14 protein-coding genes are annotated in these 15,429 nt (G+C 56.1%); 6 read left to right on the top strand and 8 right to left on the bottom strand.

The genetic code is table 11. The features are described 5' to 3' along the window. Nucleotides 1-68: 68 nt before the first annotated feature. From ACUN0G_RS11900 to ACUN0G_RS11870, 7 genes are all read right to left on the bottom strand, one after another. Nucleotides 69-2,957, bottom strand: a complete 2,889-nt coding sequence (locus tag ACUN0G_RS11900; protein ID WP_445573504.1) for a DUF927 domain-containing protein — start codon at nt 2,955-2,957, stop codon at nt 69-71. Continuing rightward, nucleotides 2,954-3,226 carry a DUF3077 domain-containing protein gene (locus ACUN0G_RS11895; protein WP_042945258.1) on the bottom strand — a complete coding sequence of 91 codons (273 nt, stop codon included), beginning with the start codon at nt 3,224-3,226 and terminating at the stop codon, nt 2,954-2,956. Before ACUN0G_RS11895 ends, ACUN0G_RS11900 begins: the two co-directional genes overlap by 4 nt. Continuing rightward, on the bottom strand, nt 3,223-3,507 hold the full coding sequence (locus tag ACUN0G_RS11890) for a hypothetical protein (RefSeq protein ID WP_313064771.1): 285 nt from the start codon (nt 3,505-3,507) through the stop codon (nt 3,223-3,225). Before ACUN0G_RS11890 ends, ACUN0G_RS11895 begins: the two co-directional genes overlap by 4 nt. A 527-nt stretch (nt 3,508-4,034) precedes the next feature. After that, nucleotides 4,035-4,340, bottom strand: coding sequence for a hypothetical protein (locus tag ACUN0G_RS11885; RefSeq protein ID WP_445573503.1), 306 nt, complete (start codon nt 4,338-4,340; stop codon nt 4,035-4,037). After that, nucleotides 4,337-4,618 carry a helix-turn-helix transcriptional regulator gene (locus ACUN0G_RS11880; RefSeq protein WP_445573502.1) on the bottom strand — a complete coding sequence of 94 codons (282 nt, stop codon included), beginning with the start codon at nt 4,616-4,618 and terminating at the stop codon, nt 4,337-4,339. Before ACUN0G_RS11880 ends, ACUN0G_RS11885 begins: the two co-directional genes overlap by 4 nt. A 100-nt stretch (nt 4,619-4,718) precedes the next feature. Beyond that, complete coding sequence (locus ACUN0G_RS11875) at nt 4,719-5,558, bottom strand: hypothetical protein (protein ID WP_445573501.1); 840 nt, start codon at nt 5,556-5,558, stop codon at nt 4,719-4,721. Nucleotides 5,559-5,837: 279 nt separating this feature from the next. Then, a complete protein-coding gene (locus tag ACUN0G_RS11870) occupies nt 5,838-7,073 on the bottom strand; it encodes a tyrosine-type recombinase/integrase (protein ID WP_445573500.1) in 1,236 nt (411 codons plus the stop codon). Between the two features lie 514 nt (nt 7,074-7,587). On the opposite strand from ACUN0G_RS11870, the gene ACUN0G_RS11865 reads away from it, so the two are divergent. Continuing rightward, a protein-coding gene (locus ACUN0G_RS11865) for an IS3 family transposase (RefSeq protein WP_445575550.1) occupies nt 7,588-8,705 on the top strand; the annotation gives its coding sequence in 2 pieces (ribosomal slippage) (nt 7,588-7,801 and nt 7,801-8,705; 1,119 coding nt in all). 29 nt (nt 8,706-8,734) lie between these two features. On the opposite strand, the gene ACUN0G_RS11860 is transcribed toward ACUN0G_RS11865, so the two are convergent. Then, the gene (locus ACUN0G_RS11860; protein ID WP_445573499.1) at nt 8,735-9,676 is read right to left on the bottom strand and encodes a LysR substrate-binding domain-containing protein; all 942 of its coding nucleotides are present in this window, start codon (nt 9,674-9,676) and stop codon (nt 8,735-8,737) included. Between the two features lie 184 nt (nt 9,677-9,860). On the opposite strand from ACUN0G_RS11860, the gene gtdA reads away from it, so the two are divergent. From gtdA to ACUN0G_RS11835, 5 genes are read left to right on the top strand one after another with little or no spacing between them, the layout of a single operon-like run. Then, complete coding sequence (gtdA, locus tag ACUN0G_RS11855) at nt 9,861-10,910, top strand: gentisate 1,2-dioxygenase (RefSeq protein ID WP_445573498.1); 1,050 nt, start codon at nt 9,861-9,863, stop codon at nt 10,908-10,910. A 27-nt stretch (nt 10,911-10,937) separates the two neighbouring features. Continuing rightward, on the top strand, nt 10,938-11,636 hold the full coding sequence (locus ACUN0G_RS11850) for a fumarylacetoacetate hydrolase family protein (RefSeq protein ID WP_445573497.1): 699 nt from the start codon (nt 10,938-10,940) through the stop codon (nt 11,634-11,636). A 56-nt stretch (nt 11,637-11,692) separates the two neighbouring features. Further along, the gene (gene maiA / locus ACUN0G_RS11845) at nt 11,693-12,334 is read left to right on the top strand and encodes a maleylacetoacetate isomerase (RefSeq protein WP_445573496.1); all 642 of its coding nucleotides are present in this window, start codon (nt 11,693-11,695) and stop codon (nt 12,332-12,334) included. A 26-nt stretch (nt 12,335-12,360) separates the two neighbouring features. After that, entirely contained in the window at nt 12,361-13,590 is a 1,230-nt protein-coding gene (locus ACUN0G_RS11840) for a 3-hydroxybenzoate 6-monooxygenase (RefSeq protein WP_445573495.1), read from the top strand. Then, the gene (locus tag ACUN0G_RS11835; protein WP_445573494.1) at nt 13,587-15,341 is read left to right on the top strand and encodes an FAD-dependent oxidoreductase; all 1,755 of its coding nucleotides are present in this window, start codon (nt 13,587-13,589) and stop codon (nt 15,339-15,341) included. The genes ACUN0G_RS11840 and ACUN0G_RS11835 overlap by 4 nt, the downstream gene beginning before the upstream one ends. The last annotated feature ends 88 nt before the right edge of the window (nt 15,342-15,429 follow it).

The raw sequence follows: 15,429 nt of genomic DNA, 5'->3' as shown, positions 1-15,429 counted from the left end.
GAGATGGTTGTCGAACGGCTGGCGAGGCCGAGAATGAGCCGGCGCTACCTTTATCAGCAGGCATGCCGTTAGGCAGCCCAGACCTCGCTCTCATCCGTGCCCGGAATCGTCTTCACGATGTAGCAGCGTTGCTGACCCAGACCGGGTAACCGAACCAGACTCGACGCCTTGCCGTCACTGGACGGTTCCAGCACTCCTCGTTGCAGCAGCTCCTTGTTCACTGCACTGATATTCATGCCCTTGAAGATTTCGGCCCTCCAGGCTTCCGGCAGCACGTAGTAGGTGTTGGTGGTGTGCAGGGCGTCGCCCATGCCGTGTTCCATCGTCTTGCGAAAGCCCAACCGATCAATCGTGCGTGGGCCGTGTTCATCGATCTTGGCGGCGGCGGATTCCCAGCGGGTGAAGCGGCTTTCTCCAAAGCGTTCGATGACTTGGCGCAGCCGCGCCAAGATCGCATCGCCCTCGAAGTTTCCGGCTCCGCCGCGTTCGGCCAGCCACGCATGCAGACACACCCGTGCTGCGGTTGTGGCTGTGCCATCGGGCCAGCCAGTAACGCCGAAGGCGGTGGCTAACTCCCCGGCCGCTGCTGCGAGGCCAAAGCGAAGGGCGGCGCGTTGGGCCTGCCCGCTTGCCGAGGCTGGCAGGTTTTGGGTGATGAACTGTTCCACCGTGCGGCGAACGATCACTGACCACCTGAGCATTTCTCCGGGTGCGCACAGTGCGTGCAGGAAGGCGGTGAGCGGCGTGCCGTAGTATTTGGCTACGCGGGCCTTGAGCGCATCGGAGAGGGCAGCAGCATCCTCAAAACCATTCAGCACATCGAACATGCCGAGGCCTTTGCTGGCATCCGCAGGCACGGCGAGCATGCGCACCTCCATACCGGCTTTCAGCTCCTTGTTGGCATCCGCCATGTGCTGCGCCAACGTCTTCTCTCCCGTAGAGAGAAACAGCAAGCGCCACTCCTGCACCTGTCGGCCCGCTTGTCCTCGATCGTTCGCCCGTGCCTTACCGGCGCCATTGCCGAGCATGTAGACCGTCTCGCCGATAATGCGCGGGTCGCACATGCCGATTTCATCCAGGACCAGTAGGCCGTCTGAGTGTGCGGCGGCGATGGACTCCAAAGCGTTGTCTGTCGAGCGCCACGAACGCACCAGACGCGGCCCGCCATAGACCGAGGCAGCAACTTGCAGGTGGGTGGTCTTGCCCCCGGAACTGTCGCCATAAAGGTGGAAGCCGCCCGACTCATGCCCCAGCAGGTTCAGCAGAGGCCCTGCAAACGCCACAGAGACGACAAACGCTAAGCGGTGGTTACCGATGCATAGCGCGCCGATGTGCTGCTGCCACTGCTCCAGAGAACCCGCCTCGTTGATGGGTGGAAGCTGCGCCCCGGCTTCATAAAAATGCAGGTGTTCGGCGTGCGAGCCGATCTGTTGCTCTGGCAATAGAAACGCATTGTCGTGCCAGCCCAAGCGCGTCACCAAGCGTGCGCGCTGGGCGCTGTCGAAGCCGCCAAGGTAACTCTGCAGGTCATTGCGTGCGTTGCGCCCTGATCGGCTTCCGGCAAGGCGCAGGCCCATGTCTACCAGCGGGCCGAGTACGTCTTTGCCGAAGTCGCCGGTCATGGTTCGGGCTGGAATGTTCCAACGTTTTTTAGCGCCGTCCGGGTCGTCGAACTCAACCAACAAGCCCCAGTTGTGGCCCTTGTCGTCGCGAGTGCGAGCGATGATTTCTAGAGGCGAACACACGGGGCGTGCCTCACCATCATCGCCGGAATAAAACACTCCTTCGGGCGTCAGGCGAAAGCCGCCCGGCAACAGATCATTTTTCGATTTCGCGGGGCGTTTGACGGGCGCCTTGGCCGCCTGTTCTTTGGGGTCAGTTGGCTCAGCGGCACCGCCGAAAAACTCACCGCTGCGCACCAGCTCGGCTACGTGCCCAGCGGTCCAGCCTTTGGCTAACGCATCCGCTGCATCATCGCCGTCTGCCCATTTTCCACCCTTGATCAGCGTAGGCTTGCCGCCTTTGCTGCTGGGCTTGAGCTTGAACACGTCGAGCGCAATTCGTTGTACCGAAGCGGTGACCAGCTCAATCAGCTTGAGCTCGATGGCGTCCATGCAGGTCTTGCCGCTGGCGTCGTTATCCGGCCACAGCACCACAGCGCGTCCTTTGAGGGGCGTCAGGTCGGCCTTGTGCCAAGAGTTGGAGCCGTTCGGCCAGCAGGTGGCTACGTGGTCGGGCATCAGTTCGGCGGCGGCATCAGCAGCCTTTTCGCCTTCACACAACACCACAGGCGCATCGACGCGCTGTGCCAGCTCATCCAGGCGCAGCAGTGGCCGAGGCTCGGGCAACCCCTGCCAGCGCCATTGTGTGGTTTGCCCATCGGAGCGCTTGCACCAGGTCAACGGCGCAAAGACCTTTCGCGGTTTGCCATCTTCATCGGGGCCCAGGTCGAAGCGATACAGCGCCATGATCGCCTGGCCCTGCGCATCGCGATAGATCCACACCTTGGACGGAACTCCGTGTTGCCGGTGTTTGGCAGGGCACTTGCTCATGGCCTCGGCCGGGATCGGCTGAATCGCAATCCACTCCGGCGTTGCGCTCTTGACTGGCGTGCTTTTGGTGGTTGCAGATCCTGCGGAAACGCTGAGCAGATCCGCAAGTTTTTTACAGGCCTCAACGTCCGTGCCGCCGTCGATGTAACGCACCAGGTCGATCAGGTCGCCGCCCTTATCGCCGGTAGCAAAATCCGCCCATGTGCCTTTGCTCAAATTGACCTTAAGTGAGCCTGCACGTTTGTCCGTGCGCGTCGGGTTTGGTGCAGTGTATTCCTTGCCGCCGTCGACGCGTTTGCCGTTTGGCAGCCAGTGAGCAAGCACGCGGTCGATGTTCTTCAGGGCAGCGCTTTTCACATCGGCAAAGCTGGGACGTTTTGAGGTGTTGCCGGTGCGCTGAGTCATGGGGCTGTCCTCGTTGCATACAGCGCATCGTTGACGTCATCGATCAGTGCTTTTGCCATCTCGCCCAGGTAGAACGCCGGCCAACTGAAACGCTCGCCCTCGTTACTCATGGCAGCATCGAGGGTCAGTTGATTGGCGTAGTGCTGAAACAGTGAAATTGCTTCAAGCGCATCCTCAAGGGGCACGCCTGCATTCACCCGAAACAACTTCTGGTGGGTGTCGTTGGCACACGAGAACTCGGCACGCCCAAGAGTGGTGGCAGTGTTCACAGTGCACCGCCTTTCTGGCCCATTGGCACAGACGAGGCATCACCGTACATGGTGAGTGTTTTGATCAAACCCAAGGTCCCGCGCACGTCCCAAATGACGGATGACAGCACGCGGTTGGAAAGCAGGGGTTTATCGCCGTCTAAGTGATCTTCCAACAGCATGAGGACTGAATCGGCACGGTCGAGCGCACAGGTGATGGCGTCGATAGGTAGACCGGCTTCGGCGTCCTGGCTGACGCAGAGCAGATCCTCGGGCAGTGAGAAGCCTGGGAGTATGCTCATTGGGCACCCCTTGCGGATTCCAGGGCGCGAGCCTTGGACATATGGGCGTTGTAACGGGAAAGGCGTGTAGCGAGGCTGGAGTTGGCGTGTAAAGCGGCGAGAGCCATTGCTCGATGAGCAGCGGCGCGAATTTTGGACGGATTGAGGGCGGGCATAGGTGACACTCCAAGTTTGAAGATGGAGCTGCCACTGATCGTCGCCAAACGAATTAGGGTGGCAGCTGTGCGCAGGTTGGCGAACCGGGAACTTGGAACCCGGCAGACCCGAAGGTCTCCCACGCACAGCTGCCATAACACGAAACGGCAGGCACAAAAAAAGCGCCTGCTGTCGGATGGGGCGCCTGTGCGCCAAGTAACTCGGGTCGCCAAACCCGGTCGCTGAATTTGCAGCGACAACCGAAGAGTAACGTCCGTTTTTTGAAAGTGCAACTGTGCAGATAGCTTGCGGAATTTTTTGATGCGGCATAAATTGATCAGGCATGTAGATTTACCTCAACGCCTCCGGTTGCCGCCGGGGGCGTTTTCATTTCAGGCTTGGATTTCCCAGCTCAGGGAAACAAAGGGCAAGAAGTCGCTATCGAGGCAAGCGCGTGCATCTTCGTAGGCGTCTAGTTGTTGGCCTTCGTCTACGATGATTGCTCGGGGTGCTTGGCAGGGAACTGACAATGCGCACCAGATGCCGTCTGCCCATCGCATCACCATCACGTCCCGATTTAGGCGTTTTTGCTCAGTGCGGTAGCGTTCGAAGCGTTGCATCCACCGCGGCGTGAATCCGACTGTTCTGAGTACAGAAAAGGGCTGCAAAATGGCCTTGTTGGCGACTCGATTTTTCATGCTGCCACCTGGTCGCGAGCCTCTATACGACTTCGTGCCCATGTTTGGATTTCAGATAAAACCCAAGCTACGGGTGCACCGCGAGCATTGCTGTTGCTCAGCTTGACGGGCAGGGGAAAGTCTCTATCTGTGCGCTGCATGAGTTTGTAGATGGTGGAACGCTTCATGCCCACGATCCGCTCGACCTCGGGCATACGGATCAATGTCGACGATGCGTCAAAGATTGAGCTTGGAGTGGTTGGGTTAAGGTGGGGAATTTCGGTGATAGGGGCTTTCATAGGTCTTGCTCTCGACTGGTTAGGACTGAGAGCAATGATCTAGGTGCAGATCTGTGGTGAGCAGTTCACTTCCAATTGAAATCCGATTGAAATTTCTGGCTTACAGCACGAAATAGCGTTTGAGAATGGCCTCAACTCTTTTGCGTGTTAGGGCTTTTTCGGTCTCAAGCGTAATCCACTCAGGCCGCTGTGTTGGAGGTTTTGCCACCTCACCTTGTAGCCAGGCTTGCACCTTCGTTGCAACGTTGCGTTTGGGCATCCCCGCTGCGCGGTAGTGAAGCCCCTGTTTAACTATCGCGGCGTCTCGAACGCTAATTTCTTCGTTACGCTCCATACCGCTGACGAGGCCGCCTTTTTTGCGGATGGCATTTTTGATCGCTCGGTCGGCGATGTGTCTTAGTTCATCGTCGGTCAGGCAGGGTAGGGATATGATTGGTTTCAGATAGAGGGCGTAATCATCAAGTGTCTGAATGCGTTCATCCGGATCGACCTGCATCTCGACGAACTGACAGTAGAGATCCCTGGGCCAGTCGGTAGGACGTTCAGAGACGTGAGACCAAGCCTCTTGATCGACTGTCTGCATCCAGTTGGCTAACGTCTCCAGCGCTTTTACGGCACAAGCCATGATGTATGCAGAATGAGCATCGCGCTCTGACGCTGAGTAGCAATTGCTGTACATGCGGACCCAATGCGCGAGGCGTGCCTTGGTATCGGTGGAGGCATATTGAAAAATCGTCTCCTCATGGATCGTCGTCTGAATGCACATGCTGGCTAAATCTTTGTTGATATCGTCACCATGAATGCGCAGAAAGCATTGGTCGATCAAACGGCAGGCGTCAGCGGCCTGCTCACGGCAGAGGTCATAGAGCGGTTGCGCAGAGAGATAACTAAACAAGCCTCGGCTTAACGCCAAACGCAAAATGGGTTGGTGATCATTCATTGCCAACTGTCTCATTCACCCTGTAAAGGTGATTCCCGCGCCCTGCATTCGAAGCGAATACCCAGCGAAAGCCATTTTGTAGGCGCATGTTTAGACCGCTTGCCCTCAGGCGTGTAGTGACTTTGGCGTTACACGCAAGGGCAGCGTTACATCGCATGTACGTTAAGCTGTTGAAATGTGTAACGGGCGTGAAAGCCAATGAAACCGGGCACTTGGCGCGTGGCGTTACACGAGTAACACGCGTTACACCGGATTCAGAGGGGGGCAGGGTTAGTGCTCTCATACTGCCTTTCCAAATTGCCCCTGAACGACATTTCCACTCACTAGGGCATCAAGGTGATCGGCGTACCACTGCATCATCACTCTGCGCTGAGGTAGGTACACCGCTTTGTTATAGACTCCGGCAATACCCTCCTTTACATGAGACAGCTGGGCTTCAATGTGATTCTCATCGAAACCCTGCTCATTGAGTATGGTGCTGGCGATGTGACGAAAGCCGTGGCCTGTTTGCCGACCGGCATATCCCAGTCTGCGGAGCGCCATTAGAAAGACTGTATTGCTACGGGGGATTGTCCTGTCTTTCCTGCCTGGAAATAGGAGAGGGTAGGCACCTGTCAGTGTTCGTAACTCAGTGAGTGCTTCAATTGCCTGTCGAGAGAGAGGCACCACATGTTCGCGACGACGTTTCATTCGCTCGGCCGGGATCGTCCATAGCTTTTTGGAGAGATCGATTTCTGACCAGCGTGCTTCTCGGATCTCGCTCGGGCGCGATGCTAATAAAGATAGCAAGCGAAGCCCTATACGAACGTCCTTTGCGTGAGGGTAGGAGTTGATCGCTCGAAGTAGCGCAGGCAGTTCTTCAATTGAAACGTGTGCATAGTTTTCAGCGCTACGTGATTGCAGGAATTTGCTGAGACCTTCAAGGGGGTTGTGGACGGCTCGTCCTGTTACGCGGGCCAGGTCATAGATCTCTTTACAAAAGGCACGAACTCGGCCCATTTGTTCAATGATCCCCTTCTGCTCCATGCCGCGTAGAAACTCCATCCATTCCAGGGGCAGTATTTCCGTGTATACGCGTTTGCCGAACACGGGGAACACGTGAAGCTCCAGTGCGCCAAGCACTCGTCGAGACGTACCTGACTCCCAGCTTGTGCGTCTGGCATCAAACCACTCCCGGCCTAATGCTTCAAAGGTGTTGTTGGCAGCAACCTGGTCTGCAACCTTGCGAGCTTGCTTGCTCACCAATGGATTTTTGCCGGTCGATGCGTCTTCCCGCAGTTGAGCTGCTTTCTGTCTCGCCAAAGAGCCACTGATTTCCGGGTAGCCTCCGAGCCCCAGCCAAGACCATTTCCCGTCTGGCTTTTTGTAGCGCAGCTCCCACGATTTTTGACCGTTAGGTTTCACCCGGAAGTGCAGGCCATTCCCATCCTGCTCCCGATATGTAGCGTGCTCAGGCTCCAGGCCTGCAAGCGTGGTATCTGCTAAGGGGCGGCGTTTGATTTCAGAGCGTTTCACTTCCTGTATGCCTCCAGTTATAGGAATCTCAAAGCATACACGTGGGCATACACGGCGGGAAGTTATAGGGGAGGACAGGGATGGATAGCCAGAAACAAGAAAGCCCGCACAGGGCGGGCTTCTTGGGGTGTTTCGTAGACTGTCTGAGACAGCCCGAGACTGCTATATGGTGCACCCGGCGGGATTCGAACCCACGACCCCTGCCTTCGGAGTCCTAAAAGTCGACGTTTAGAATCAATACGTTAGCGAGGATTAGCTGGGAAATCAATGGGTTGTGTTAGCTGGGGTTAGCGGGTTTTCGCCCCAGTTAGCGGGGCGAGTGTGGCAAATTTGTGGCATTTATGGGTATTGAGCGTGGTTACCATTGGCATGGCTGGCTGTGAGTTATCGTATATCGCCGACATTTATGGGCGACTGGTGAATCGCCCCTGGTTTCATAGACATCTCCAAGCCTCATAATGAGGCCCAAATAGGAGGTGCCATGAGTCATTAGCGTTACCCCGAAGAATTCAAGATCGAAGCGGTCAAGCAAGTGACCGAGAAAGGCAAACCTGTCGCCGATGTTGCCCAGCGCCTGGGCATGTCCGTTCACAGCCTCTACGCCTGGATCAAGCTCTACAGCAAACCCCGAGAGCAGCGTCAGCAAGACGATGACCAGCAAGCCGAGCTGCATCAGCTTCGCTCCGAACTTAAGCGTGTGACTGAAGAGCGAGACATCTTAAAAAAGGCCGCCGCGTACTTTGCCAAGGAGTGCGGCTGAAGTACGCCTTCATCAAGAAGCACTCAACTGATTACCCGGTACGGCGCCTTTGCCAAACTCTCAAGGTGCACCCCAGTGGCTACTACGCCTGGCTGAGCGAGCCTCAATCTGCCCGAGCAAAAGAAGATCAACGCCTGCTTGGCTTGATCAAACATGCTTGGCTGGAGAGCGGAAGTGTATACGGCTATCGCAAAATTCACGATGACCTGCGTGAGCTGGGAGAAGCATGCGGGCGAAATCGAGTTGGGCGCTTGATGCAGGCGGAGGGGCTGCGTTCGCAAACGGGCTATCGGCGGCGTCCAGGGTTTTACGGTGGAAAACCAACAGTGGCCTCGCCCAACCACCTCGCGCGGCAGTTCAAGGTCAGTGAGCCGAACAAGGTCTGGGTGACAGATATCACTTACATCCGCACCTATGAAGGATGGCTCTACCTGGCGGTAGTGCTGGATCTGTTCTCACGCCAAGTAATTGGTAGGTCAATGAAGCCAAGGATGTGCAGCGACCTGGCTATCGACGCGATGTTGATGGCTGTATGGCGACGCAAGCCACAGCAGCAAGTGATGATCCACTCAGACCAAGGCAGTCAGTTCAGTAGCTCAGACTGGCAAAGCTTCTTGAAGGCCAACAATGTAATCAGCAGCATGAGTCGGCGAGGAAACTGCCACGACAATGCCGTAGCCGAAAGCTTTTTCCAGCTTTTGAAGCGGGAGCGAATTCGACGAAAGATCTACACAACGCGTGAAGACGCCCGAAGTGATATTTTCGATTACATCGAAATGTTCTATAACCCTAAACGCCGGCACAGCAGTGCTATGCAGCTGTCTCCAGTAGAGTATGAGAAACGCTATTTCCTGAGCTTGGAGAGTGTCTAGAAAATCCGGGCGATTCAGACAGCCGCAAATCATCTCTGAAACTCATGGTCGTAATTTTCCAGAGACAAAGCGCGCAACTCACTTTTGAGAAGCGTTAGAACCTCATCTCCCCCAAACTCATCGCGCCAACACATGCCGAGCGAGCCTACGGTGTCTAGAGAGAAGTCTAAGGTCACGATTTGTCCTTGCGCCATGAAGTGCGAGGCCACCCGCTCGGAGGCGACGGACAGCATATCGCTGTATTGCAAGAGACATAAATTCCCGATCACTGACGAAGACTGCACACGGAAGGGTGGGGGACCCATTCCGGCTCGAACCAACGCGAGATCGAGCTTGTTGCGGATGGGCGTTCCTTCTGCCCAAACGATCCAGTCAAAGCGGTAAAGCCGCTCCCACGTTATTTCAGCATCAACTACCAATGGATGTCCTGGGCGACAGATGATCTTCATTTCCTCGTCATAAAGTAGCTCAGTACGCAGGTTGGTACGTGGTGCAACGTTGTCCATACGCCCTACGACTAGATCGACTTGACCCATTTCCAGTTTGTTGAGCAGCTGATTCATGGCCCCTTCGCGTAACTCGATGCGGCCTTCCGGTTTCCGTTCCAGGATTCGAGCGACTGCCCTTGGCACCAGGTAGGGTGCGGACGCAGCTGTAGTCCCGACTACCACTAGCGACGCCTTGCCATTTTGCGCCGCAGCGAGATTGACCTGAGCCCTATTCATCTCGCTCAAAATGCGTTGCGCGTGCCTGAACAGCAAATTGCCCTGCAGGGTCGGAGTCAGGCCGCGCGCGTGCCTTTCAAACAGTGGGGCGCCCACGTCGTCTTCCAGCTCTTTGAGCCATTTCGATAGCGCTGGTTGTGTGGTAAATGTCGCTCGTGCGGCTTCACTGAGGCTTCCGGTCTCTACCAGACTCACCAGCAGATGAAGGTGCTGCACGCGGATTCGTCGAGTCCAGTCGTAGCTCATGCTCAAGCCTCCTTCTTGCAGTCAAACGAGCCCTGCTTGGGCCGTGAAGGTATACGAGATAATACATAGATGTATCATTAAATACCATTATTCCTATATGGCTACCTTGCTGATAATCAACGCACTTCGATTGCCTGACGGTGTTTGAAAAGCTCCGTCGTCGGTCCTAATGCAAGAGGTGCCCATGAATAACAACAGCAAAGGGGTGCGCGAGGCTTTCTACCAGCGCATCAACGAAATCAACCTCTTCCCGCTCTGGGAGCAACTCCACAATCTGGTTCCGCAGGCGCCGGCAGGTGCATGCGTTCCCGCGCTGTGGCGCTATTCGGATGTCCGTCCCCACTTGATGGAGGCGGGCGAGTTAATCACCGCTCAAGAAGCGGTGCGCAGGGTGCTGGTTTTGGAAAACCCCGCATTGCGCGGACAAGCGTCGATTACCTCCAGCCTTTATGCAGGCTTACAGTTGATTCTGCCTGGCGAGATCGCTCCAAGCCACCGGCATAGTCAGTCTGCGCTGCGGTTTGTGATCGAAGGGCAGGGCGCGTATACCGCTGTCGACGGCGAACGCACGACGATGTCTCCGGGTGATTTCATCATCACCCCATCCTGGGCCTGGCATGACCATGGCAATCCTGTGGAGGCTGAGGGTGGAGAGCCAGTGGTTTGGCTCGACGGGCTGGACATCCCGTTGGTGCGATTCTTCGACGCAGGATTCGCGCAAAACTGCGATGTTGCGGCTCAACCACTGAGTCGCCCGGAAGGCACCAGCCTCGCGCGTTTTGGTAACAACATGTTGCCCGTCAATCACGTGCCTGGATCGCTCACCTCTCCGATTTTTAATTATCCCTACTTGCGCACACGCGAGGCGCTCGACACGCTGCTCCGACAGTCGCCGCTCGAGCCCTGCGACGGGGTCAAGCTGAGATATATCAATCCCGAGACGGGTGGCTCGCCCATTCCGACAATGGCGACCTTCATGCAGCTCTTGCCGCGTGGATTTCGAGGTGCAACTTACCGTAGCACCGACGCCACAGTGTTCTCGGTCGTTGAGGGCAGCGGTGTAGTTGTGATCGCAGGTCAGCGTCTGTCATTCACTCCCAAAGACACTTTCATTGCGCCTAGTTGGAGTTCGATCAGCTTCGAAGTTGACGAAGAGTGCGTGCTCTTCAGCTTCTCCGATCGACCTGTTCAGCAGGCATTGGGCATCTGGCGCGAATCGCGCGACCCGGCCTAACCATCCATACCAACTCAGGATTAAGTCATGAATTACGTTTTGCCTCCGGTTGAAGTGACCGCATTGGCTATCAACGGCAGTAGCGACACTTTTCCAGTGCGTCGCGTCTATTGCGTCGGCCGCAACTACGCGGCCCATGCACGGGAGATGGGTTTCGATCCAGATCGTGAGCCGCCCTTCTTCTTTTGCAAACCCGCAGATGCGGTAGTCCCTCTGCAGCCGGGTCAGACACTGGACCTGCCTTACCCCAGTGAAACTGCCAACTATCACTATGAAGTTGAGCTGGTGGTGGCGATTGGCAAAGGCGGTCGCAACATTGCACTGGAACAGGCTACCGATCATGTCTGGGGATATGCCGTTGGCCTTGATATGACTCGCCGGGACTTGCAAATGGCCGCTCGTGAGATGGGACGTCCATGGGAGCTTGGAAAATCATTCGACCAATCCGCGCCCATTGGTCCGCTGACTCGACGTGCAGAGTACGTCGAGGCGGGGAGTACGCCGATCTGGCTGCAAGTGGACGGCTCGGACAAACAACGAAGTGCGCTGGAGTACCTCATCTGGTCGGTGCCAGAAACCATTGCATACCTGTCCAAGTTTTTTGAGCTCCGTCCAGGCGATCTGATCATGACCGGTACGCCGGAGGGTGTAGGTCCTGTCGTTGCGGGCCAACTCATGACCGGGGGGGTTGGTTCGCTGGCGAGCATCAGCGTGCGGGTGATCTAGGCCCGCGATTGCAAGCCTCAGCGTTTGACTTCTCTCTGCAACTTCGAGAACCCGTTATGCAACTTCATAGTTTCTTCAACAGCTCGACCTCTTATCGCACGCGGATTGCGTTGGCACTAAAGGGCTTGAGTTACGACTGTCTGCCGGTAAACCTGAGAGCCGGGGATCAGCGTCTGAGCGATTATCTCAATCTCAATCCATCAGGCGGTGTACCCGTCTTAACTACTGATGATGATCTGTTGATCACTCAGTCGCTGGCGATCATCGACTACGTGGACAACCGGTACGGTGGTATCCAACTCATCCCGCAAGCATCGGAAGAACGAGCACGCGTACTCGAAATAGCCTACCTGATCAGCTGCGATATCCATCCGCTGAACAATCTGCGGGTACTGGCCTACCTCGAGAAAAATCTGGGTGTGAACCCAGAGCAGAAGTCGCAGTGGTACCGACATTGGATTGAACAAGGAATGCAGGCGTTAGAAACCCTCCTTTCGCGCTATGGACATGGGCCTTACTGTCTCGGGGACGAACCTACCCTGGCCGATTGTTGCCTGGTCCCGCAAGTCGCCAATGCCCTGCGTATGGGCTGCGATGTTGAACGCTTTGAGCTGACGCTTGCCATCTATCGGCACTGCCTCAAGCACCCTGCATTCCAGGCTGCTGCCCCTAAAAACCAGCCGGATTACGTGAAGTAAGTTCTTTGCTTCTGGAGACTGATGTAATGAATAACAACAATGTAGATAGTCAGAAGGTCATTATCGTCGGAGGGGGTATCGGCGGTTTAGCTGCCGCTCTTGCACTTACCCGTCAATGCGTCAGCGTAGAGTTGCTTGAACAAGCCGACGAAATTGCCGAAATCGGTGCTGGCATTCAGTTGGGGCCAAATGCCTATGCGGCATTGGACGCGCTTGGCGTTGGCGACGCTGCGCGCAAGCGCTCAGTATTCACCGACCACATCATCATGATGGACGCCGTTGATGCTACTGAAGTCATGCGAATCGAAGTGGGCGAGGCTTTTCGCCAGCGGTTCGGTAACCCGTATGGAGTGATCCACCGCGCCGACATTCATCGCACTATTCTCGAAGCAGTGGAAAAAGATCCACTGATCAGCTTTCGTACTTCCACGCGCATTGTCAGCATGGAGACGACTGACGCTGGTGTCAGTCTGGTTGACCAGCACGACAATCGGTTTGAAGCCCACGCGGTCATCGGCTGCGACGGGGTCAAGTCTGTCGTAAGGGAGAATCTGCTGGGCGATTCTCATCGTGTCACCGGCCATGTTGTGTATCGGGCTGTGGTCGATAAAGCCGAGATGCCGGAAGAGCTGCATATCAACGCCCCAGTACTCTGGGCGGGTCCGCATTGTCACCTGGTGCATTATCCGTTGCGCGGTGGTGAGCAATACAACCTGGTCGTGACCTTCCATAGCCGGGAGGTTGAAGAATGGGGCGTGCGCGAAGGAAGCAAAGAGGAAGTCATGTCCTATTTCCAGGGTATCCATCCGACTCCTGCGAAACTGCTGGACACACCTAAATCCTGGCGCCGTTGGGCGACTGCCGACCGAGAGCCGGTCGAGCGGTGGGGCGAAGGCAGGGCAACCCTGCTCGGTGATGCTGCACACCCGATGAGCCAATACCTGGCGCAGGGCGCCTGCATGGCACTTGAGGATGCGGTGACTTTGGGTGAAGCCGTAAACGCATGCAACGGTGATCTAGAAGCCGCCTTTCGTAGGTATGAGGCAGTTCGTATTCCTCGCACCGCGCGGGTAGTGTGGTCTACCCGTGAAATGGGAAGGTTTTACCATGCCAAGGGCGTGGAACGCACTGTGCGGAACTCGCTGTGGGTCGGGCGAACTCAGGATGAGTTTTATTCGGCAATCAGCTGGTTATACAACTGGAACGTTCGCGACTGCCTCAAATCGCGCTGCCTTGCTTCAGAGAAAAAGATATGACGACGAATACATCGCAGCATTGGGACGAGAAAGTTGATCTTCTCGTCCTCGGTGCGGGCGCCGCTGGCATGGCAACAGCCCTCGTGGCAACTCAGCAAGGCTTGAACGTTAGATTGGTCGAGAAATCCGACCAAGTAGGTGGCACAGCGTCGACCTCCGCTGGCACCTTGTGGATTCCTGGCAACCGGCAGGGCATTGCTGCTGGTTATAACGACTCTGTGGGAGCGGGCCGCCGCTACCTGCGCGAACTGGTAGGCGACGAATATGGCTGGGCAGCGCGCGAAGCTTTTCTGGCCAACGGTCCGGACGCTGTGGACTATTTCAACGCCAATACTCAGGTTCAGCTTGTGAGCTGTGGCAAGCATCCCGACTACCTGGATCGGCCAGGCTCGGCGGTGTCTGGACGTGCTCTCGTTCCCCGTCCATTTGACGGTCGATTGCTGGGTGAAAAATTCCGACGTATTCGCGCGCCTATTCCGGAGTTCCTGATTTTTGGCGGCATGATGGTAGGCAAGGATGATATCCCTCGCTTGGTGAGACGCTTCAAATCCGTCTCCGACTTTGTGTACTCAGGAAAACTGTTCGCACGTTTTCTGTTGGACCGGATTCGGTATCCGCGAGGCACCCGGATAACCATGGGGAATGCACTGGTGGCGAGGTTGTATGCGAGCCTGCTCGATGCAAAAACCACAGTGGAATTCGATACCAGTCTTAAAGAGCTGGTTTCTGAAGGCGGCGAGATTATGGGAGCCGTCCTGGAACGTGCAGATGGGACACTGACTCGCATCCGCGCAACCAGGGGTGTGGTATTGGCCACTGGCGGATTCGCCCATAATCCAGCATTGCGCAAGGCCTTTATTCCCCACACCATTGCGCGCTCCGTGGCGTGTAAAACCAACGAAGGCGAAGGTATCGAAGCTGCCATGCGCCTGGGTGCGCACGTCAACGTAGCTGAGCACAGTCCTGGTGGCTTCTGGACGCCGGTGTCCGATACCCTGCGAAAGGATGGCAGCAAGGGGGTGTTCCCGCATCTCTCGCTTGACCGTGCCAAGCCAGGCTTGATTGCTGTCAATACCAGGGGGGAGCGATTCGTTAATGAGGCAAATTCATATCATGATTTTGTCTCTGCGATGCTGGAGTCGAACGGAGAAGCCATTCCGGCCTATCTGATTTGTACAGTGGCGTTCATTAAAAGCTACGGCTTGGGTCTGATTCCTCCGGGGGCCAGTGACCGCCAAGTGACCACTTTCGCCAACCAGGGCTACCTCAGGCTCGCTGACAACCTGGCGTCGCTGGCAGCACAAATTGGCGTAAGTGCAGAAGCTCTTGAGCGCACCGTTAATCGCTACAACCTCAATGCCGCGAAAGGTATCGATCCCGATTTTGGAAAAGGAAGCACTGAGCTCAATCGATTCAACGGAGATCCCTCCGTCCGTCCCAACCCTTGTCTGGCACCGCTTTTAGCTGGCCCAGTATGTGCCTTGGCCGTATGGCCAGCTGAAATTGCAGGAAGTACGGGTTTAGCCGCGAACGAGCACGGTCAAGTGCTTAATGCAGCAGGCGATATTCTGCGAGGGTTGTATGCCTGCGGCAATGACATGGAATCTGTCATGAAGGGCACCTATCCTGGGCCAGGGACGACGTTAGGTCCTGCTCTAACGTTCGGTTACATAATCGGTCGCCATGCCAGTAATAACGAAGCTGCTGCGACACGAACTCAGTCGCCGGAATTTGAGATTAACCCGTCCTGATTTAAAAAATGTAAATCACTATCGGAATGGGGGTACAGCCCTTTTACGGCAGTATTTTGCCCAGTGGTTTAAATACTGCGATAAAAAC

Source organism: Pseudomonas sp. 32A (assembly GCF_052682255.1).
This window is presented reverse-complemented; position numbering and strand designations above follow the sequence as displayed.